General features: G+C 35.5%; 23 protein-coding genes. 7 read left to right on the top strand and 16 right to left on the bottom strand.

Annotation, left to right across the window (positions count from 1 at the left end; genetic code table 11):
- Positions 1 to 253 precede the first annotated feature (253 nt).
- Entirely contained in the window at positions 254 to 370 is a 117-nt protein-coding gene (locus tag AC1DUW_RS10525; RefSeq protein WP_252434264.1) for a biofilm-forming protein, read from the bottom strand.
- Between the two features lie 445 nt (positions 371 to 815).
- Here AC1DUW_RS10525 and AC1DUW_RS10520 point away from each other — a divergent pair, with 445 nt between their 5' ends.
- Positions 816 to 929, top strand: a complete 114-nt coding sequence (locus AC1DUW_RS10520; RefSeq protein WP_082527405.1) for a YjcZ family sporulation protein — start codon at positions 816 to 818, stop codon at positions 927 to 929.
- Positions 930 to 1204: 275 nt separating this feature from the next.
- On the opposite strand, the gene AC1DUW_RS10515 is transcribed toward AC1DUW_RS10520, so the two are convergent.
- From AC1DUW_RS10515 to AC1DUW_RS10490, 6 genes are all read right to left on the bottom strand, one after another.
- The gene (locus AC1DUW_RS10515) at positions 1205 to 1627 is read right to left on the bottom strand and encodes a DUF4181 domain-containing protein (RefSeq protein ID WP_477642489.1); all 423 of its coding nucleotides are present in this window, start codon (positions 1625 to 1627) and stop codon (positions 1205 to 1207) included.
- Between the two features lie 255 nt (positions 1628 to 1882).
- Positions 1883 to 2833: a sugar phosphate isomerase/epimerase family protein gene (locus AC1DUW_RS10510; RefSeq protein ID WP_477642488.1), complete on the bottom strand. Its 951-nt coding sequence runs from the start codon at positions 2831 to 2833 to the stop codon at positions 1883 to 1885.
- Between the two features lie 183 nt (positions 2834 to 3016).
- Positions 3017 to 3397 (bottom strand): RidA family protein, encoded by a 381-nt coding sequence (locus AC1DUW_RS10505; RefSeq protein WP_053437678.1) that lies wholly within the window; start codon positions 3395 to 3397, stop codon positions 3017 to 3019.
- A gap of 440 nt (positions 3398 to 3837) precedes the next feature.
- Entirely contained in the window at positions 3838 to 5124 is a 1287-nt protein-coding gene (locus tag AC1DUW_RS10500) for an MFS transporter (RefSeq protein WP_477642487.1), read from the bottom strand.
- 112 nt (positions 5125 to 5236) lie between these two features.
- A complete protein-coding gene (locus AC1DUW_RS10495) occupies positions 5237 to 6109 on the bottom strand; it encodes a Cof-type HAD-IIB family hydrolase (protein WP_477642486.1) in 873 nt (290 codons plus the stop codon).
- 332 nt (positions 6110 to 6441) lie between these two features.
- The gene (locus tag AC1DUW_RS10490; RefSeq protein WP_427700224.1) at positions 6442 to 6576 is read right to left on the bottom strand and encodes a hypothetical protein; all 135 of its coding nucleotides are present in this window, start codon (positions 6574 to 6576) and stop codon (positions 6442 to 6444) included.
- A 529-nt stretch (positions 6577 to 7105) separates the two neighbouring features.
- On the opposite strand from AC1DUW_RS10490, the gene AC1DUW_RS10485 reads away from it, so the two are divergent.
- The gene (locus tag AC1DUW_RS10485) at positions 7106 to 7294 is read left to right on the top strand and encodes a hypothetical protein (RefSeq protein ID WP_477642485.1); all 189 of its coding nucleotides are present in this window, start codon (positions 7106 to 7108) and stop codon (positions 7292 to 7294) included.
- Positions 7295 to 7362: 68 nt separating this feature from the next.
- Here AC1DUW_RS10485 and AC1DUW_RS10480 read toward each other — a convergent pair whose 3' ends face one another.
- The 6 genes from AC1DUW_RS10480 to AC1DUW_RS10455 form a co-directional block, all read right to left on the bottom strand.
- Positions 7363 to 7863: an arginase family protein gene (locus AC1DUW_RS10480; RefSeq protein ID WP_477642484.1), complete on the bottom strand. Its 501-nt coding sequence runs from the start codon at positions 7861 to 7863 to the stop codon at positions 7363 to 7365.
- 155 nt (positions 7864 to 8018) lie between these two features.
- Positions 8019 to 8207 (bottom strand): hypothetical protein, encoded by a 189-nt coding sequence (locus AC1DUW_RS10475; RefSeq protein ID WP_201254822.1) that lies wholly within the window; start codon positions 8205 to 8207, stop codon positions 8019 to 8021.
- Positions 8208 to 8331: 124 nt separating this feature from the next.
- Complete coding sequence (locus AC1DUW_RS10470; RefSeq protein ID WP_477642483.1) at positions 8332 to 8616, bottom strand: hypothetical protein; 285 nt, start codon at positions 8614 to 8616, stop codon at positions 8332 to 8334.
- A 142-nt stretch (positions 8617 to 8758) separates the two neighbouring features.
- On the bottom strand, positions 8759 to 9196 hold the full coding sequence (locus AC1DUW_RS10465) for a hypothetical protein (RefSeq protein WP_477642482.1): 438 nt from the start codon (positions 9194 to 9196) through the stop codon (positions 8759 to 8761).
- Positions 9197 to 9331: 135 nt separating this feature from the next.
- A complete protein-coding gene (locus AC1DUW_RS10460; protein ID WP_477642481.1) occupies positions 9332 to 10204 on the bottom strand; it encodes an AraC family transcriptional regulator in 873 nt (290 codons plus the stop codon).
- Positions 10205 to 10315: 111 nt separating this feature from the next.
- Positions 10316 to 10768: a GNAT family N-acetyltransferase gene (locus AC1DUW_RS10455; RefSeq protein WP_056521532.1), complete on the bottom strand. Its 453-nt coding sequence runs from the start codon at positions 10766 to 10768 to the stop codon at positions 10316 to 10318.
- Between the two features lie 264 nt (positions 10769 to 11032).
- On the opposite strand from AC1DUW_RS10455, the gene AC1DUW_RS10450 reads away from it, so the two are divergent.
- Both AC1DUW_RS10450 and AC1DUW_RS10445 read left to right on the top strand, forming a co-directional pair.
- Entirely contained in the window at positions 11033 to 11194 is a 162-nt protein-coding gene (locus AC1DUW_RS10450; RefSeq protein ID WP_477642480.1) for a hypothetical protein, read from the top strand.
- Between the two features lie 5 nt (positions 11195 to 11199).
- A complete protein-coding gene (locus AC1DUW_RS10445) occupies positions 11200 to 11535 on the top strand; it encodes a hypothetical protein (RefSeq protein ID WP_477642479.1) in 336 nt (111 codons plus the stop codon).
- Positions 11536 to 11653: 118 nt separating this feature from the next.
- Here AC1DUW_RS10445 and AC1DUW_RS10440 read toward each other — a convergent pair whose 3' ends face one another.
- A complete protein-coding gene (locus AC1DUW_RS10440) occupies positions 11654 to 11869 on the bottom strand; it encodes a DinB family protein (protein WP_477642478.1) in 216 nt (71 codons plus the stop codon).
- Between the two features lie 271 nt (positions 11870 to 12140).
- Positions 12141 to 13187, bottom strand: coding sequence for an SDR family oxidoreductase (locus AC1DUW_RS10435; RefSeq protein ID WP_056523542.1), 1047 nt, complete (start codon positions 13185 to 13187; stop codon positions 12141 to 12143).
- A gap of 631 nt (positions 13188 to 13818) precedes the next feature.
- Between AC1DUW_RS10435 and AC1DUW_RS10430 the strand changes: the two genes are divergently transcribed.
- The 3 genes from AC1DUW_RS10430 to AC1DUW_RS10420 all read left to right on the top strand — a co-directional run bounded on the left by AC1DUW_RS10430 (position 13819) and on the right by AC1DUW_RS10420 (position 16796).
- The gene (locus AC1DUW_RS10430; protein ID WP_477642477.1) at positions 13819 to 13971 is read left to right on the top strand and encodes a hypothetical protein; all 153 of its coding nucleotides are present in this window, start codon (positions 13819 to 13821) and stop codon (positions 13969 to 13971) included.
- Between the two features lie 297 nt (positions 13972 to 14268).
- Positions 14269 to 15930 carry an ABC-F family ATP-binding cassette domain-containing protein gene (locus AC1DUW_RS10425; protein WP_477642476.1) on the top strand — a complete coding sequence of 554 codons (1662 nt, stop codon included), beginning with the start codon at positions 14269 to 14271 and terminating at the stop codon, positions 15928 to 15930.
- A 107-nt stretch (positions 15931 to 16037) separates the two neighbouring features.
- Positions 16038 to 16796: an SDR family NAD(P)-dependent oxidoreductase gene (locus AC1DUW_RS10420; RefSeq protein ID WP_477642475.1), complete on the top strand. Its 759-nt coding sequence runs from the start codon at positions 16038 to 16040 to the stop codon at positions 16794 to 16796.
- A gap of 1155 nt (positions 16797 to 17951) precedes the next feature.
- Here AC1DUW_RS10420 and AC1DUW_RS10415 read toward each other — a convergent pair.
- Entirely contained in the window at positions 17952 to 19214 is a 1263-nt protein-coding gene (locus AC1DUW_RS10415) for an MFS transporter (RefSeq protein ID WP_477642474.1), read from the bottom strand.
- Positions 19215 to 19779 lie beyond the last annotated feature (565 nt).

Genomic DNA, 19779 nt, shown 5'->3' with positions numbered 1-19779 from the left:
GTGGAAAATGCGTGCAGTATATGTAATAATATGGGATTTTTGATAGATCCCCTATTTCACTCTGCCCTCATCTTATCAAAACGGTCCTATCTCTTTCGTTCATCTAAAGCAACCTATACCATGTGGTTTGAAATCCTGCGAATAAGCGAGTATTCGTGAGCATTATCTATTAAACTGAGGGAGTTCTATAAGGATTATTGTAGAGTTGACACAAACTGTGCAACAAAAAAAGGAATCAAAAGGTTCCTAATCATTACTTGTTATCCTTTATTTGATGTTTTTTAGGATTGTCTACTTTGAAAGCAGTTTCGGTTTCATGATCTTTATTGATTTGTTCAATACTTGAATTTTGAATTTCCTTCTTTGTCATTGATGCTTTGCCGGTGTTCGTGCTGGTGTTGGTGCTTTTGCTGGTGTTGATGTTTTTGCTGGTGCTTTTGCTGGTGTTGGTGCTTTTGCTTTCAGAGTTATTCACCACCTTATTTAATATTCGTAATTATTTTGCCTAACAATTCTAGAACCATTCATAAAAAATAAGATGACAGTTTCATCAATAAATAATTCAAACAAATATTAAGACAGTACGAGTACACTATGCTTGTTGAACTAAACTGCCCCGTAAGTTCATAAGAAAAAGCTACCTTAAAGACAACTCCGATCTTCAGCTAACGCACCCGTTAGCTCAATAAGAGGTACCTCCGACACTTTATCCTATGAACTGAAATGGAGACTATTGTGTCATTTTCCTAATTAGAGCATAAGGTGATATAACCCACAATAAGTTCCTCCTTAATACAAAAAGGAGATGTTTCTTTATGTCAGATGGCGGTTTTGGATTTGGTGGAGGTGGAGGTTTCGCCTTTATAGTCGTTTTGTTTATACTCTTAATCATTGTTGGAGCCAGCTTTGTTGGTGGAGGCTGCTGCTAAAACAGTATGAAAAAAGCCGACCTTTATTGGTCGGCTTCTTCAAATTTGATTCCTATTTCTGGGGAATRATAGCTATTTTGAACACTCTAATTATGGTCCAGACCACAAAACGCGAAAAACTATGATAATACATTTTATGAAAAAATAAAGCCCCGAATTTCCTTCGCTTAGGATCTTCAAGGATCTCATATCTTATGCAACTAACGCACCCGTTAGTTCTAGAAGAAAAGCGAACCTTATTCAAGAATCGCGCCCGATTGCTGAAGATAGATTTTTTACCATTTCAACAATCCAAAAAAATCAGTCGTAAACACTGAAAGTAAAAATATTGATATTATCACTAATTGAATAGTTGAAAAAATATAATCATTTCTATTTTCTGCATATCTCTTCTCCATAATTACTCTAGCTGTTTCAGATGCAATTATAAAAACAAACAAAAGGATATGCGTTTCCAAAAACCAAATATGCTCTAAAGGGTCACGTTTGACGTTAGTGAAAAAACCGATAAACAAAAAGACAATAAAAATGATTCTAATTGTCCAATCAATTTTTTTGTGTTTATAATTTACATGGCCATAGGAAAACAATTTTTTCTTTTCAACATTAAGCCATTTTCTCAAAACTTTATTAATGAAAAAGAGAAAAAGCCCAAAAATAGATAACATTAAAATTAACTTTACGAAAACACTCTCCACGAACGAATCACCACCTACCAAAAAACTCTTTCTTTTTATCAAGTTCCAATTATTTCAAATATACTCATTCTAAACAAGACCCATCTTCAATAAAATGGCCCAATTGTTGAACAACTCCATATGCACTCTTGAACTATCCTGCCCCTTTAGTTCCATAAGAAAGTGTTGCGTAGCAACCCTATTGTTAAACTCAAGCACCCTTCTGCAAATTAAATAGGGAGATTATTCCCGAAAGAACCTCTCCCTGTTTTTTATTTAGCGGCAGTATTTATCCCTTAATGCAAGTGCATATCTAACCGATTGCTCTGCACCTTTTTCTTGATCCTCAATCATTTGTTCTAGAAGTTCTGCTGGCGGATAATAGTAATCCAATGGTTTAATTACATTTAAATCATAAGGAGGTTGTCCCACCTTAAATGCTCCTTCGCCTACTGCAAAGACTCCGCCTGTACCAGGCTCTCTCTTAAAATGGATGGCATACGGGAAGCACATTTCAACGTTGATTCTAGTCAACATTGAATTCTCAATCAATATTTTAAAACATTCTTCCAAATCGATATTACCAGTCCCAGCAGGTACGCCACATACCCTGTAATCTTCGCCATCATGGACGATAATATGATCCTTAAAATGAGTTGTAAAGGCATATGGTGCTAATTTTCTTACAGCTTCAACCGGGTCCTCCCATGCCATCATTGCATTCCCGAAATCACAATGGGCACCAACCCAAGGGCTGTTGACTTCCTTAATGATTTGAATCACTTCATCCGTTAACTCTTCCTCGTGATTTTCAACAGCAAGCTTGATTCTATATTTCTTTAATAATGGTACAATTTGTTTAATATCTTCAGGAGCCCTTCTCAATCTGTCTGGATCATATTCTCCCATGCAGGCATACGTACGAATGACATCCGCTCCAATTCTATGTGCAGCCTCAATGACCTCAGTTAGATGTTTCGGATCGGTTCCATTTGTATCGATTTCAGCGAAAAATCCATACTTTTGAATTTCTTTTTTCACCTTGTCTAAGTATTCCGGTTCAAATGATTCTAATGTACCAATTCCTGGTAAATTTGGCCATGGAACAATATTGATCATGACTCCATCTAATCCCAATTCGGCTGTTTTTCTGATAAAACCGAAAATATCCATTCGACCTGTAATAAACTGCAAGTGAAAGCTTTCTGTCTCTAATCCAATTTTCATGTTTTATCCACCTTTATGTTAATTTATTGTGCCGAGAAGAAATTAAACTAAATTTTGTTCGACTTCTATTTTTATTTATAATTAATTTCTACTTAACGACTTTGCTTACGAAAGTTCTCTTAAATTAGGGAAGAACCAGCAACTAAACGACGAAACACATTCTCCCCAAAAAAGAATAATTGGTCACCTTTTTACCTCGGCCATCAATTCAATTTCAATCATTGCATTCATAGGTAATTCTGCTACCTGAATGGTACTCCTAGCTGGAAAAGGCTTCGAAAAATATTCCGCATAAATTTCATTTACAGTTTGAAAATCTGATAAATCAGTCACAAATATAGTTGTTTTCAATACTGAATTCATTTCTAGACCTTTTTCTATTAAAATGTGCTTTAAATTTTCTAAACATTGTCTTGCTTGGTCTTCAATGCCTATAGCTAATTTATTAGTATTAGGATTTAAAGGGAGTTGCCCCGAAATATAGAGAATCCCTTTTGATAATACCGCTTGGGAATATGGTCCAATAGGTTGTGGCGCATTACTTGTTAAAACTGCTTCTTTCATAATAAAAATCTCCTTTTTATCTACAATATTTTCCTCGTAACTTTTTGACCGTTTGTACAGATTCTTTAATTTCATTATCTTGGGCCAATAACATTTGTTCTAAAAGATCATCACTTGGATAGTATGTTGTTAAAGGATCAATCAGTTTTTGATTGAAATACGGTTTTTACATCTTAAATGATCCTTTCCTTATTTCGCTTACTCCCCCCGAACCTTTAGGTCGTTTAAAAGTAGAAACATATGGATGACACATTTCTAAAATTATTCTGTGTAAAGTATGACTCCGTCTAATCCTAATTCAGCTGTTTTTCTGATAAAATCGAAAATATTCATTCAACCTATAATAAACTGCAAGTGAAAGCTTTCTGTTTCTAATCCAATTTTCATTTGTTACCCAAATTTAAGCCAATTTATATATCGATAAAAAATTAAGCATTCATTTAATTATCTTCCAAATATCGGTTAGTTTGTTTTTTCTTTTTTAAAATTTTAACTGAATAGTTACTTATAATAAAACCTATAGCTGCAAATGCAATCATAATCAAAAATACATATCTATATCCAGTAATTCCAGGATTGTGATCCAGAATATTACCATACATGGCAAAGGCGAAAATTGAAGGAGCATAACCAACTAAACAAGCTACTGATACGGCAGCACCGCTTATTTCTTTTGGAATATCAATTTCATCTAATGGGGCAAAAAACACAGCCCGTTGAGTAAATACGATCGATCCGAAGCCAAGTGTCGCAATTATTCCTATATAAATATTCATTTTGCCATGTGGAAGCATAATAAAAATTATCATTGCAATAATGGATAAGAGAAATGTAAATCTAAGGTATTTTGTCGCTGATTTAAATTTTTTATCAACTAGGAATCCACCGATGGGACCGCCTATCATTTTTAATCCGTATTGGTTTATAATCCCATATGCACCTAATAATGCTACCGGCATTCCATAAATTTCTTCCAAGAACGGAATAAAGTAAGTTAAACCTGCGTAAACCGTATAAACGCAAAATATTGTAAATGAGGAAAACCACAGTATGGGAGTTTTAATTGCTTGAATCGCACCTTTCAAAGCTACTTTATTTTTACTAATTTCTTCCCCACCCTTATCAAACGTTTCAATAATATCGTCCTCTATAAAGAAATAACTAATAATACCAACAATAATTGTAACCAAGGCAAAGAATAAAATTGCGGCTCTGAAACCTAATGACTCAGATCCTAACCAAATAAATATACCTAGAGCAGAGAATGCAACGATTGTATCTACAACACCACGGCCAGCTTCAAGAAATCCAAACATCCTGCCTTGTTCGTCGGAGTCTCCAAGCAATTTAACGGTTTTTATCAATACTGGCCAAAAAGTAATCTCTGTAAATAAAGCCATTACTCCCCAAGAAGCTAAAATTCCATAATAACTTGGTAAAGTAGATAAATAAATCCCAGTTGCACCTACACCAATCAATCCAATCGGAATTAACTTCCTTTTAGAAAATCTATCAGTGATATAAATGGAGACTACATAACCAAACATTTGTATAATAGCATATACAGATAATGCCAAACCTATTTGGGTATGTGAAAGGTGAAAATATTTTTGCATCGGAACGTAAAAAGCATCTTTTAAGGATGATAATTTAAATATTGTTCCCCCTCCCAAAATTAAGATACATAAGGTAAACCATTTTTGGACCTGCTTCTGTGCTACTGCCATAAACAATCCCCCCTCATAAATATGAAAGTAATTAGCGGTATTCGTTAAAACTCAAAATTCACCTTTATTAATTGGAAAAATATTCAATTAATATTAGTTTTTGCATTGACAYTTATTTTTGAACCACGAAGTTCTCCAAATATCGATAAATCGCATAAGCTACCCCATTCTCATCATTWTTAAGGGTTGTCGTTGTACAAACAGCTTTTATGACATCTTTYGCATTTCCCATCGCTACGCTGTATCCAACTTTCTGGAACATGGATAAATCATTGTTGCTGTCCCCGATTGCCATAGCCTGATCTAAGGAGCCATTCATCAAAAAAGCCAATTTTTCAAGGGCCATTCCTTTTGAAGCTCTTTTACTAGTCATTTCAATGTTGTGATCAGCAGATGAAACAACCATCAACTCATCAAACTTTTTGAATTGKYTCCATGCTTCCTCTAATTTCTTTTTATCAAAAGAACATGCTAATAYGTTATAGAATTCTTCCTCCTGTTTTAAGATATCATGATAGTTTTCRACTAAAACATATCCAAACTGGTCAAATTGCCTTTCCGCTAYTTCAACTAATTCTTTCATATCTGTATTCAAATCKGCGCTTTTCAAACTTTTAATCTCATTATGGAAATGTTCTCTTCCCTTWKTAAGMGTATAAATRGCTTTATCAGTAAACACTTCGTAATAATAATTMCGTTCATCTAACCATTGGAGAATAGATTCGACACGATCTTTAGTTATCGTAATAGAAGAAATGCRCTTTCCGCTTTTKGAATGARTGGTTGCACCATTTGTCCCGATTACAAATGGGGAAATCCCGGCTTTTTCACAAATTKTTTGAACGTCAAAATAAGCSCGTCCTGTTGAAATAACTACTTCAAAGCCTCTATCTTGGGCATATTGAATCGCCTTTATATTTTCTTCACTAATTTCATTCTGGTCGTTTAATAATGTTCCGTCTAAATCTATCGCAATGWAACTCATGCTATATAGCYCCTTTTCTCATTCWATCTATWAAATTCYCTTTCTAGCTTTTWTACCTGCTATCAATAAAAATCYAATCAAAAAAGAGAGTACTCCCTCWTCCATCTCGATATKTCCTTTTATGGGCTATGCTTGAATCCAATTGATYTCCTCTAATTTTGAATGATTTCTCCATTCCTCTGGAAATGGTTGCYCGCAGACAATCACATCGACTTTTTCTAGAGGACAAACTTTACTAAAATTCCCCAGTTCTCTTGTAAATCCAAGCTATCCTCACCAGCAGAAACTAATTGTAAAATTTCAGGACGAATGGCGACTTCATTCTTTCAGGGTTAACGAACTTGGATCCTTAAAACTGGAGCAGCCTCCTCTTTAGTAGCTCCACATGCAGCTAATCCTAGTACACTCACTTCTAACATCACAGCTTGAATAGACTTGTAACAATTCTTCTTGAATGTGTAATTCATAAAAAGTGCCCCATTTAATGTGGAATGTTTAATGTTTATTACTGTTTGTTACGGTTCAATCGTAATCATTCAATATAAACCCCACATTAATCCAATGTTAAGATTTTGTAAATCAGGTCTTAATTTGTCCAATTCACCTGCTCTTATTTTCATTATCAACTAGAAAAAAGCCTCAACAGCTGACTGTAAAGAGGGGAAAGTAAAGGCAAATCTATTAAAGATAAAATGAAAAGTTTTTTATTCAAACATATCACTCTTTTCAGTTCGTCATTAAACAAAGCTCCTGGTTAGCTAAATAACACTTATGCAAAAAACTCTCTTGAAACAAGAGAGAATTTGACATTAGTGGCTCCTTTCGAAATATAAGAAGCACAAAAACTCCTTATCTATCAAGGAGTTCCGCTAGTTTTTTGGAGTACACGGCAATGGAGGTGTATATGGTCCTATTCAGTTGATGAAGGAGAATGAGGGACAAGAATATTAAAAAAAGCATCACTTAACAGACAAAAGGAATAATGCCACACACGTCATGAGGACTACCGGCAGCAGTATGCTTTCTGCAGAAACGATGGAGGAATATTACAAAAGGGGATTGGAATTATCACTTAGAAAATTGAAAAAACGTGCTTCATTTTTTAGGCAGACCCACGAAGCCTGCCTAATCTTTATGCTTATTGCTTCGGCTCGAGACCGAACTGGTACAGGAAGTATCTATTAGCCCCAATCAATCAAAGGAAGATTAAGGAACAATGGGGAGAGAACCGCTATCGAACGGGTCAACACAGGCTAAAGAAGTTTTCTATAAGAATGCATTTCTTCTTTTTCTTTGCCGTATCCTTTTTTCTCTTTTTCCTTTAAGACATAGCTGAGCAAGTCCAGTAAAATACGTGCTGCTACTTGTCCGGTCATACCTGTTGGATCATATGGGGGAGCTACTTCAACTAAGACTTCTCCTCTTTTGGCAATTCCTTGGAGCAATTCATTAACCTCATCATAAAGGAGGCCGCCTGGAGAAGGTGTACCTGTTCCAGGCGCGATTGACGGATCTATTCCGTCAATCTCAATAGTTACATAATATTTTTCTCCTGCAGGAATTTTCTCTAGCACTTCCATAAGCCCCTTCTTTCTCATCTGACGGGGCGACAAGATCACACTCCCATATTTTCTTGCTGCGTCGACGTCTTCTTTTTGGCTGCTGCTAATTCCGCGGATACCAAACTGAAATATTCTCTGAACATGATCCAGTTCAGATAAGCGTCGGATACAATTTCCATGGCCATACCGCATAACGAACTACAGGAATGCTAACCTGCCCCGATAGTTGCATAAAGAAAAAGCCGCCCTAAAGACAGCTCCGATCCTAAGCTAAAGCACCCGTTAGTTTAAGTACAAACCTTCACAATCTTGCTAACCTGCCACGTTAGCTTAACAATGAAAACAAACTACAATACAAATATCATAGAAGCCATTACTAAAAATGGAAATAAAACAAGTAGCAATATTGATACTCCTGTCTTCCAATTATTTTTTAATTGAAGTAATTCCTTCTTAGCCTTTTCCTTATTTTTAAGCGACCATATAATAATTCCGACCCAATAAATTGCTAAAAATATATAACTTGAAGTATCCATAAAATCACCTCTTATAACAATTTTCCGTAATCAATGTTTAACTATCATTCTTTCACAAATCTGCCCCGTTTGTTCAATAAGAAAGGCGATCCTTCCTTATTAAAGGATCGCACCCTATAGATAATTAACAAAGTGAATTAGTGGTCTTTTTTTTTAATCCTTTAATTGTTGTATAAATAGGATATAACAATAACAAACCTCCAAATAGCAATATCCCATATTCTTCATTAGGAAGATATTTATCTAATAAATCATTCAAAAATAGATTTCCTGTTATGATGAAGATTAGACCTGATGTGAAAAATATTAAAGACCTGTTGAAAAAACTTTTCGTTTTAAATTTCTTGTCCTTAAAACCATTAATTAAGCCTAAAACCACAGACAAAACAAGTAAATCAGTGATATTCATACGCCTTAACCTTCTTTTTTATTTTCAGCATAAGCGAAAAAAATTCTATTTCATATATGAAAATTATAACATTCCTACTTCAACTAACCTGCCCCGATAGTTCCATTAGAAAAAGGCTGCCGCAGCAACCCCTATTATTGAACTAAAGCACCCGTTTGTTGATTAAGAATTCTTCTTCTACTTTTGCAAAATCACTCCATAAATCTATTTCATTAACTTCATATTTTTCTTTTTTTAACCTTTTAATCATTAGTTCCAACGCCGTTTTTAAGTGACTTATTAGATATTTCTTAATTTCTATGGTGTTGACGATTTCCCATCTTTCACGAGGCATACCTATATGAATTTCGATATACCTATGTTTTTTACTTAACCGTAACCTCTGAAATCCTTCAAACTTCCAATACCATAGGTCTCCGTCAACAAATATAGTCGGGGCTATTTCATCCACTTCTTTGCAATAAACTTTATTACAATGTTTATTAAGTAGAATACTTATTCGAGTAATAAATTGACCAACAGCTTTATCAGCTTTTGGGTCTCCTAGTTGTGCACCAAAGGTGATATATTGCGAATCCATTTGTAGACACCTTCTTTCATAGAGCCTTCCTATTAAAAAATAAAATGATATTCCTTGTTCAACTAAACTGCCCCGTTTGTTCCATAAGAAAAAGCTGCCTTAAGACAGCTCTTCGGATAAATCTTTCGCCCATCCTTACTTTTTCATAACGGGGATCCATATTTCACTTCTAAATGTTGGTGAGGTTACATCTTTATTTTCATTCCAAAGGATTTCCGGCCCTTCTATTTGTTCATAATTAGAGGATGGGAACCATTCAGAATAAATACGTCCCCATACATTTTGCAGTGTTTCAGGAAAGAGGCCGACTGCTTCGAATACCGCCCATGTAGATGCATCAACTTCAAGMTGTGTTAAGTTATCTGGACACTCCCTCGTTGTTGCTGCGCCGATATAATGATCAAGCTCCCCTTTTTCGTCCAACCTTCCTTCGGAAAAGTTCGCAGATGCACTAAGCAGTCCTAATGGCTCGACATTCGATAGGTTTTTAAGTTCATTTATCGTTTTCTCGTCTAAACTTTCCCACATAGATGCGATCTCTGGATTAACCCCGTTAAAAATGATTGGAACTCTTTTTTTAATTCCAATTATGTGAAATGCCTCTTTTTCTTCAATTCGATAGTTCATTTCACTGCCTCCTTTTATGGATAATTGGAAGGACATCGGTGGATAGGCTTTAAGTGAATGGCTATTACTTCTCGCTTCTGATGGTGTGATGCCATGCAAATGTTGAAACGCTCTTGCAAAAGAATCTGGTGAGCTGTATCCGTACTTTATCGCTATATCAATGACCTTTATGTTGTTATCTTTAAGCTCAAACGCTGCAAGCGTAAGTCGTCTTCGGCGGATATACTCGGATAGTGAAATACTTGCAAGGAACGAAAACATCCTTTTAAAATGATATTCCGAGCAATAAGCTAGCCTTGCAACTTCTTTAAAGTCGATTTCGTTCGTAAGATTTTCTTCAATGAATTTAATGGCATCATTCATATTTTTGAGCAAATCCATTCAATGACCTCCTTATATCAATAGAATAGCAGGAGTTGAAACGAATCATCCGACATTCTGTGCACGATTATGTAGGGTCTAATCCCTTTCGCACCTGTTGTTGAAATAGTCTTATTGTTGATATGGGGATTTACGAACTTTTTGCATAAATCGTTCTGGATTATCAATCTGATTAAAACCGTATTTTTTATATAATGCATGTGCATCATTGGTAGCTAACATAAACCTACGAACCTCTTGTAGTTCGGAATGGTTGGTGATAACATCCATTAACCATTTTGATAATCCCAATTTACGATAGTCTGGTAATATAAACACATCGCAAAGGTACGCAAATGTTGCTAAATCTGTTATTACCCTTGCAAAACCAACTTGTTCAATACCTTCATTTCCTATTTCACCTTTATAAACCCCAAAACATAATGTCGTATTTTCAATTGACTTTATTACTGTTTCCTTTGGTATCCCCTTTGACCAGTAAGCTTCTTGATTCAAAAAATTATGTATTAAATCTACATCTAAATACTGTTTATTAGTAGACATCGAAAATCCTTTAATATTCATTTTACATCCCCCCTGAACTTTTTTAATTTTCTGTAATTATATCAAACAACCGATTTTAATCTATTAATTTAACTTGCTCGATTAAGTTCATTTACCATCTTCTTTAACAATCCATCCCCTTGTTGAACTATCCTGCCCCTTTAGTTCAACAAGAAAAATCAATAACACCCTTTAACAAAGCCTTTTTTTTAGATCTAAGTGGTTTTGACCACACTCTTCTATTTTTTGATAAGATAGATAAATATGGTAAAAAGGGAGATGGTTTTGTTGAAGAAATTAAATATTGATCCCGAGTTACTGGAACAAATAAAGGTTGGTGCTTTAGTTGTTTGTGCAGTAAGCCTTTGGGTTATTGCTTACCAGATGTATATGAACTTTGAAGATGTTGTTCAAATGTTAGCTGCACTTGTAAACAAAGGGAATTGAAAGGAATGAAAAATACTTTAGTAGCCATAGGGATACTTGCCGTTTTAATTATCGGGGGAAGTATTTTTTATTTTTCGACTCAACCTACGAATGCAGAATTAACCTACGCTGAACAGTTAAAATCAGATGTTCACGAATACTTAACCAACGAGAAGAACTACGATGAAGCCAGCATTGAAGAAATTAAAGTGATCGATAACGCTAAGGTAAATAGGAATAAACGATTTGAAATCGCCGTTGTATTTAAGGACGATAAAGACAGCGTATATTACTACCAGTATGATAAAAAATCCGGGAAAGTAGAGCAATTTGCAATGACTGGCACAAAACACGAGGAATGAAGTTACAAAGGACCACAATAAGTTAAATATATATAAGGACAATTAGTTATCTAAAAATAAAGCCTGTATCTTAGATTACCAAGTAATCATTGATACAGGCTATTTTTTAAAAACATATTTATACTTCAATTAACGCACCACTATTCTCCCGCATTACACCGAGCCATATTGTATCTGCCGTATAAATATGAATAAACGTCTCCGCAATCGAGGAAAAAACACTTTGTATTTCCCGATCATAAATGTCCCTCGACAATTCTTTCAATCGCTCGAAAAACTTGTTGTTCGCCCAAACATGATAATCATACAACTGTAACGCATGATGTTTTTTCATCAGAGGTTCCTCCTCGTATAAGTTATTTTTTTCTACCTTAAAATACTTCTGTCTTCATTGTAAAAATCCTTTATTCCACAATCTGGCCCGATTGCTGAACAAATCAATTTTTTCTGGATTTTGAGCTTTTTTAATTTTCATGGGAGTTCAATAAGAAAAGCGATTCTTATTAAAGAATCGCGCCCRATTGMTGAAGAACATTATTTAGAATAATCAATTATTTAGGATATAATTTTCCTTGAATTAGATGGGTATGGGGGCTATAACCCCATCACAATGTCTCCTTTTTCTCTTTTTGGAACCAAGTCTCTAACAGCTCTTGCTCTCTTTCTCGTGATATCCCTGTTTTTCGTTCTGTATCCTGTCTCGCTTTCTCCCATTGATACACATCATAAACAGTATCTTCAAGAGGTCGGAAGGAAAGACCAGCGTTAACAGCTTTTTCTATACTGATGAAAAAAGATCCTTTCCACGGTTCTGTTTCTTCTTCTAACGGGAAGTGTTCAGGAATCCATAAAGGCATTTCCGTCCATGGCTTTACTTTGTGCTCCAATATAAACTGTTCTTCTGCCCACACAAATTCGGTATCGCTGTTTGTGACAGCTTTACAGGTGTTTAATAGCTCTTTCATAGTCAATTCATAATTCGGACCTGTTACATTAAACGTGCCTTTTTTTCTGTTTTCTGCCATATTGAACACCCATGTTGCTATATCTTTTACGTCAATCAATTGAACAGGACGATCTGAACGTCCCGGCACCAATACTTTTCCACCTTGTGCCACACGCTGAACCCAGTACGGAAGCCGATCCGTATAGTCAAACGGTCCGACAAGCAGCCCTGCTCTTATATGCAAAACACGCCCTGGCCAATGCTTTTCTGCTTCTGCTTCACAAAGTACTTTCAACGCGCCGTAATACTCATAGGGAGAAATTTTCCCCTCCTCAACGTCTTTCAACTTATCATCCGGCGGCATGGATTGTAAATGATAGTCTTCCGTAATATTGAGGGGAATCCAATCCTTATAAAGAGAGATGCTTGAGATATATGTATAATGTTCGATGTTATCCCCAAGTACAGTCGCAATTTTTTTGATTTGATGCGGAGCAAATCCGCAGGTATCCATTACAACATCCCATTTCCGGTTTTCTAGAAGTGAAACATCACCGTCTCTATCACCAATTAGCTGCTCAACCTCAGGAAACATCTCTTTATTGGTACCGCGATTAAATAATGTAATTTCGTGACCTCTTTTCAATGCTTCTTTTACCAAAGCTTTTCCTAAAAAACGAGTACCTCCTAATATAAGGACCTTCATAGTTTTCCCCCATTCACTTTAATAGAGTGTAAAAATACCTTTCATTTTACATAACGGTTTTCCTTCTTAAAAAGATACGGAGAGTATAAAAAATTTATTCCCTTTTATTAAAGGAAGGCGTCCAATTGTTCAAGATTAAACAGACTACCCTATCTAATATTCGAAAGTTATAACAGATACATTTCTCCCAAACTCCGATGATCTCCTTTTTTCTTCTTATTCAAGAATATGTCCTGATTGTTGATGTGTAAGAAAACTATACTTCAACTAAACTGCCCCTTTAGTTGAAGTACAATAGTTCACAATCTTATCTATATACATGAATATACAGTTTTCTTTAAGTTGTTGTTCAATTATCTGGCCCTATAATGGAAATAAGCAAATTAAGAGGAAGAACCCTATGTAAATTCTTCCTCTCAAAACTAGATAGTCATTCTAATAGTATTTCAATTATTTGATTACTAAATAAAGTTATTGTATATCCTTCAATTTCTATACCAACTGGGACAAAATGCTCATTTTTATCATCACTTGACAATTCACTGTTAATGATGGTAATCTTAAATAAATTTTTTTATCAATATATATTATAATAGTTAAGACTATTAAGTAAGAAAGGAGGCAAAGAGTGATGGAAACTGTTTTTGTAAATGCAGCATTGGAAAAAGAAGTAAAGTCATATATGTTGCTTGGAGATTTGCTTACTATGGGACCAGTCTGCCCTTTTTTAAGCAAAATTCATATGAAAAACAGCTACCGGAAGCTTTTTGTCTTCTTATTTTAGAATTTGTAGAATATCCTTAAATGGTTTTGTACATTTTGATTAAATACTAAGTAAGCAATTACTAGGCGCCGGTTTTATGCGGCGTCTTTTTGTGTTCTAAAGCAAAATTCACAGAATATCTCTAAATGATTTTGTGTATTTTGGATAAAGTATTACGCAATCCCTAGACGCCGGTTTATTCGGCGTCTTTTTGCGTTCTAAAGGAGAAAAATTAAGATGAATATGTTTTTATGGCCTCCTGTTTGATGAGATTCATGAAAAAGGCTGGCCAATATTTACAAAGAAAGAGTGATATAAATGTTAATTCAATTAAATAGTATTAGTAAAAGCTATTCAGGTGATCCCATACTCTCAAATATATCAATGAAAATTGAATCAGGTGACCGGATTGGTCTTGTTGGAGTGAACGGCTCTGGAAAATCAACCTTATTAAAGATTATTGCTGGGGATATCCCTTCCGATGATGGGGAAATTTATATTGGAAAAGAAACAAAAATTGGTTATTTGCGTCAAAACAGTGGACTCCAAATGGATAATACGATTTGGAATGAAATGTTGAGTGTCTTCGCTGATCTTCTACAGGTTGAAAAAGAACTTCGAGAGTTAGAGAGGATAATGGGTGAACCTTCTTTAATGACTGATACCGAGAAATATGAAAAAACGATGAATCGTTACGCAACAAAATCTGACTGGTTTATGGAACACGGTGGTTACGAAATTGAAGCAAAAATTCGTGGTGTTCTTCATGGGATTGGATTTGGGGACTTTTCTCATGACATACCCATTCATAAGTTAAGTGGAGGTCAAAAAACAAGACTTGCTCTAGCTAAAATACTGTTGGAACAGCCGGATTTGCTTATGCTTGATGAGCCTACGAATCATTTGGATTTTACTACTTTAGCTTGGTTAGAAGGTTATTTGCGCTCATATAATGGTACTATCCTCGTTGTTTCACACGATCGTTACTTTTTGGACTCGCTTGTAACAGTTATTTATGAAGTTGAGCGAACAGAAGCACGACGGTACACAGGTAACTATTCGAAATATGTTGAGAGTAAAGAGAAAAACCGTGAAATTCTTGCTAAGAAATATTCAATTCAGCAAGAACAAATTGCGAAGATGGAAGATTACATTCAACGTAATATCACCATGGCAACGTCGTCTAAAAGTGCAAAAAACAAACGAAAGCAGCTTGACAGAATTGAACGTATCGATAAACCTCTCAAAAACTTAAAACGTGCACAGATGTCGTTTTCAATAGAAAAAACGTCTCATAAAGAGGTGTTACGGGTTCGCGATATCAATATCTACTTCGGAGTAGATAACGAACGAAAGCCACTATTAAAGAATATCAGTTTTCAACTAGGCCGAGGCGAGAAGGTGGCGTTAATCGGTCCCAATGGTATTGGGAAGTCAACGCTAATTAAGACGCTAATTGATGATTATAAACCAGATAGTGGCGTAATAACTTGGGGGAATGGAGTTACTATTGGTTACTACGATCAAGAACAATCTACTTTACATCCAAATAACACAATATTAGATGAGGTATGGAATATGTTTCCTCATATTGAAGAGGCTAGAATTCGTACTGTACTCGGAAATTTCTTGTTTACTGGCGAAGATGTGTTTAAGAAGATATCTTCCCTTAGTGGTGGTGAAAAAGCACGTGTTGCATTATCCAAGCTGATGTTACAAGAAGCCAACGTCCTCATTATAGATGAGCCGACAAATCATTTAGATTTGTTCAGTAAAGAGGTGTTGGAATCAGCACTCATGAATTACGAGGGTACATTGTTCTTCATTTCTCATGACCGTTATTTTCTTAATAAGTTGGCTAATAAAATGTTGGAACTTACTTCTACGGGCACTATTGTATATAACGGCAACTATGATGACTATGTTGAGAATAAATCGCAAAATAGTAGCAAGCCTTTTGCCCAGATAGTAACACAATGATGAAGAGAACTAGAGGGACAAGTAGGGGACCACCTACTACAAAAAAGAGAAATTTCAATAAAAATGCAGTCTCATCAAAAAATAAAATCGAAAAGAGGAAGATAGATATGTCTAATGCGAATCAAATTGCTGTCGTAACAGGAGCAGGTAGTGGGATTGGTAGAGCTACAAGTATTAAACTAGCTGAAAACGGGTATAAAGTAGTTCTAGTTGATTTTAATCAAGTTACAGGTGAAGAAACGCTTAAGCTTATTCAAAATAAAGATGGAGAAGGAATCTTTATAAAAGCAGATGTTTCGAAAGTAGAAGATGTTCAAAATTATGTGAAACAAGCCGTTGACAAATATGGTCGTATTGATGTTTTTTTCAATAATGCAGGTATTATTCAAAAGTTTGCTCTATTTACAACTGTCGAAGTAGAGGAATACGAGCGAGTTATGGACATAAATGTAAAGGGCATTTTTCTTGGAATGAAATATGTAATTCCGGTAATGGAGAAACAAGGCAAAGGTTCTATTATAAATACGGCTTCATCTGCGGGCATTCGTCCGGAACACAGTATCGCTGTTTATTCTGCAAGTAAACATGCCGTTATCGGCTTAACCAAAGGTGCGGCGATTGAATACGCCAATAAAGGTATCCGAATTAATGCCGTTTGTCCAGGTGGAATCGTTACACCACTCTTCAAAAGTGTTGGGGAAACGCTTGAAAAAACAGGATATGTACCAGAAGAAATGTCGCCTATGCGAATGGGGAGACATGGTGAACCAGAAGAGGTTGCGGAAGCAGTTTTGTTCCTAGCTTCCGATAAATCAAGTTTCATGGCCGGTTCGATTGTGACGGTAGACGGTAGCTTAACCGTATAAGGAAAAACCTTGTTATCGTAAACATACAAGGCCGTGATGTTTCGTTTTCATTAAAAATGGACTAGGAGGAGAAACCAAATGAAATATCAATTACTGGGGAAAAGTGGATTGAGAGTATCTGAGTTATCCTTGGGGGATTGCAAAAAGTGTCTCACAAACGATAGATGAAGATACAAAGAGTTTAGACATAACGCCTATTCCATTTGGAGAACAAGAAACTAAGGATCAGGTTGTACAAGTAATCAATGATTTTTCTAGGCAAAGAGTCCAAGCCTTGGATAATCAAAAGTCTACCATTATCAATACAGCTGCTGATAATATCGTTAAAGACTATGGAAAACATTCAGTTTGCAAAAACAAATGAAAGTTATTGGAAAGGGACAGCGTTAGGGAGGAAATGACGTTGTGAAAAGTGAATTTAAATAACAAAAAAGCCTACGATCCTTGCTGTTCAAGGAAGTAGGCTTTTTTAACTTTTCTTGTTTAATAGTTAACTGTTTTTTGTAACTTTGAATATAATTGTTTATTTTTGTGTGCCTTAATGAACTAACGCACCCGTTAGTTCTATAATGGTTCCTACCAGCAAAGTGCGGAAAACATACGCTAAGGGTTTGTTCAGGAAATCCTGATGGACTTTACAATAAAAAACATAAATCTTCGAAGATGAAGTCCTTTCGATAGAAAAATGGTTAAATTACCATGTACCTTCATCCCCTTGAGCATACAACTGTAGGATAATAGAGGCTACGCTGAACTTAAGAAATACTTACTTCTTATCCCCAAAGGTTTTTAAAATTTCACTTCAGTCTTCCATAAGTTTATTATTTCTCCTGGTAATGGTTGACATGCATGCATGCCAATTTAACGGATTTACTTTAACCTCAATGAGTGCAACGTTACCAAGCCTTAAAAGGTATGTAAACTCCCCCCTCAAGGTCGCAAGACCTAATCCCAAAAGCACCGGAAAGAAGACAGTATCACAGGTGGTAATTACCATTAGAACCCTATCATTCTATTTCCTTCTCTTTGCTATATCACCTATTTTGAAAACGTTCTCAAAAAATGAATAAAAAAAATAATAGAGAAGTAGTCTAGATTATATTTTATTGATTGGCATCGAAACTTTAGCAAACTAAGGTTAAATTACCATTCTCATCAGAAGTTCACCTTCTTGTTTATTTCTAACACTTCCACATTAATTGGTTTTACATATCGAATTACCGTCAATGAAGCAACAACTGCTAAACAGCCCGCTAATACAAATGCTGCTGAATATGCTCCAGATACCTGAACAAGATATCCTGTTAAAGTTGGACCAATTATTCCAGCGGTATTTGCTAAGAAGTGCATGAAACCTCCGACTGAACCAACATTTTGTTGATCTACAATATCCTGAACAATCGCCCAGTAAATGGAACCTGTTAAGTATAGGAAAAATACAGAAAGAGCTACCAATGTGACCGCCCCTATTGTTGTTGTGACAAGACCAGCGAACCCGATACAAACTGCAGATATAAATAAACAAGGAACGAGTACAACTTTACGTGAGAATAAAACCCCTCTCTTCACATACTTTTTAAAGAAGAAATCTGACACAAGTCCACCCAAGGCAAGACCAGCGAAACCTAAAATCCATGGAATAACAGTGACAATACTCATGTCTTTTACACTTAAGCCACGAGCATCGACTAAATAACTAGGAAACCAAGTTAAGAAGAAAAACAGAATATAGGAATACGAAAAATATGCAAAAGCTGTAACTAAAACTGTTTTTTGTTTCAAATAAAAGGTTAATTTCAACTTTCCTTTTGTTACTACATTTGTTTTTTCCTCTTTAACCTGTTCAGATGAATCTGCTGGTTTTTCTTTAACAAATTTCCACCAGAAAATAGCCCAAATAATACCAACCACCATAATAGCAATAAATGAAACTCTCCAGCCGTATGCGATTGCGACAAAACCAACAATTGGTCCTGCAATGGCACCACCAAGTGGCGTTCCACTATTCGTTAAACCGACAACAGTTGCACGGTTACTCGGAGGAAACCAGTTATTTACCATTTTATTTATAGTTGCCGCGAGTGGACCTTCACCCATCCCAAACAAAACACGAATGACAATCATACTGACAAAGCCTGCGGCAAGCACAAGTGCACCGCTGAATAATGACCAGACAATCATAGCAACAAAAAGCGTCATTTTCGCGCCATATTTATCAGCTGCGACGCCTCCTACAAAATTAAAAATAGCATAACCAACAGAAAAACTACTAAAGATTATACCCATTTGAGTAGGTGTTAAACTTAAATCACCTTGAATAAAGGGTGCCGCAATCGAAAGTGCCGATCTGTCCAAATAATTAATGACACCAGCCAAGAAAAGCAAAATCATAACAGATGTTCTACCCTTTGAAAACATACTATTCCTCCTTAAGTTTATCTAGTAATTTCAATTACTGGAATAATGATGTTCAATCTTGATATCCCAGTCTAGGTGTAAAACACAACTAATTGCACTTCAGCAGCTGTCATACCAGAAACACACATTCGATATAATCCTCATTATCATCCATAAAATAATAGCCTACACGATTTGCACCCTAAGCTTATTGAGAAAAAAGGTATTTATAATCGTTTCAAGAAACATTGGGACGATCATCGTTCCACCCCGAAAACAATCAAGTGTTTTTGAATATCTATTTACATCCCCCTCAAGTTTCTTGTTTCATAGTTGTTAGCTTCCCTAATTTTTGCATATAACGTGGAACGTGGGCCGAATTATATAGTAGAATTTTCCTTTACTACAGTTCAACTCACCATGTTGGCTAAGTGTAAACCCTTAAGCACGTTTAATGGCTTTTTCCATATCTTGCTGACGCCAGTACTCTTCAATTTCTTCTAAAGTTTTCCCTTTGGTTTCTGGTGTTTTATAGTGAATAAATACGCAAGCAACTATTGATAATACAAGCAACTATTGATAATAC

The sequence above is a fragment of the Peribacillus sp. P4_C12 genome (assembly GCF_056402095.1).
This window is presented reverse-complemented; position numbering and strand designations above follow the sequence as displayed.

Excerpts from the sequence above, each read along its gene's own strand:
- AC1DUW_RS10525 (WP_252434264.1), bottom strand. The coding sequence starts at position 370 with ATGACAAAGAAGGAAATTCAAAATTCAAGTATTGAACAAATCAATAAA.
- AC1DUW_RS10520 (WP_082527405.1), top strand. The coding sequence starts at position 816 with ATGTCAGATGGCGGTTTTGGATTTGGTGGAGGTGGAGGTTTCGCCTTT.
- AC1DUW_RS10510 (WP_477642488.1), bottom strand. The coding sequence starts at position 2,833 with ATGAAAATTGGATTAGAGACAGAAAGCTTTCACTTGCAGTTTATTACA.
- AC1DUW_RS10505 (WP_053437678.1), bottom strand. The coding sequence starts at position 3,397 with ATGAAAGAAGCAGTTTTAACAAGTAATGCGCCACAACCTATTGGACCA.
- AC1DUW_RS10500 (WP_477642487.1), bottom strand. The coding sequence starts at position 5,124 with ATGGCAGTAGCACAGAAGCAGGTCCAAAAATGGTTTACCTTATGTATC.
- AC1DUW_RS10490 (WP_427700224.1), bottom strand. The coding sequence starts at position 6,576 with ATGAATTACACATTCAAGAAGAATTGTTACAAGTCTATTCAAGCTGTG.
- AC1DUW_RS10485 (WP_477642485.1), top strand. The coding sequence starts at position 7,106 with ATGAGGACTACCGGCAGCAGTATGCTTTCTGCAGAAACGATGGAGGAA.
- AC1DUW_RS10480 (WP_477642484.1), bottom strand. The coding sequence starts at position 7,863 with ATGCGGTATGGCCATGGAAATTGTATCCGACGCTTATCTGAACTGGAT.
- AC1DUW_RS10475 (WP_201254822.1), bottom strand. The coding sequence starts at position 8,207 with ATGGATACTTCAAGTTATATATTTTTAGCAATTTATTGGGTCGGAATT.
- AC1DUW_RS10470 (WP_477642483.1), bottom strand. The coding sequence starts at position 8,616 with ATGAATATCACTGATTTACTTGTTTTGTCTGTGGTTTTAGGCTTAATT.
- AC1DUW_RS10465 (WP_477642482.1), bottom strand. The coding sequence starts at position 9,196 with ATGGATTCGCAATATATCACCTTTGGTGCACAACTAGGAGACCCAAAA.
- AC1DUW_RS10455 (WP_056521532.1), bottom strand. The coding sequence starts at position 10,768 with ATGAATATTAAAGGATTTTCGATGTCTACTAATAAACAGTATTTAGAT.
- AC1DUW_RS10445 (WP_477642479.1), top strand. The coding sequence starts at position 11,200 with ATGAAAAATACTTTAGTAGCCATAGGGATACTTGCCGTTTTAATTATC.
- AC1DUW_RS10440 (WP_477642478.1), bottom strand. The coding sequence starts at position 11,869 with ATGAAAAAACATCATGCGTTACAGTTGTATGATTATCATGTTTGGGCG.
- AC1DUW_RS10435 (WP_056523542.1), bottom strand. The coding sequence starts at position 13,187 with ATGAAGGTCCTTATATTAGGAGGTACTCGTTTTTTAGGAAAAGCTTTG.
- AC1DUW_RS10430 (WP_477642477.1), top strand. The coding sequence starts at position 13,819 with ATGGAAACTGTTTTTGTAAATGCAGCATTGGAAAAAGAAGTAAAGTCA.
- AC1DUW_RS10425 (WP_477642476.1), top strand. The coding sequence starts at position 14,269 with ATGTTAATTCAATTAAATAGTATTAGTAAAAGCTATTCAGGTGATCCC.
- AC1DUW_RS10420 (WP_477642475.1), top strand. The coding sequence starts at position 16,038 with ATGTCTAATGCGAATCAAATTGCTGTCGTAACAGGAGCAGGTAGTGGG.
- AC1DUW_RS10415 (WP_477642474.1), bottom strand. The coding sequence starts at position 19,214 with ATGTTTTCAAAGGGTAGAACATCTGTTATGATTTTGCTTTTCTTGGCT.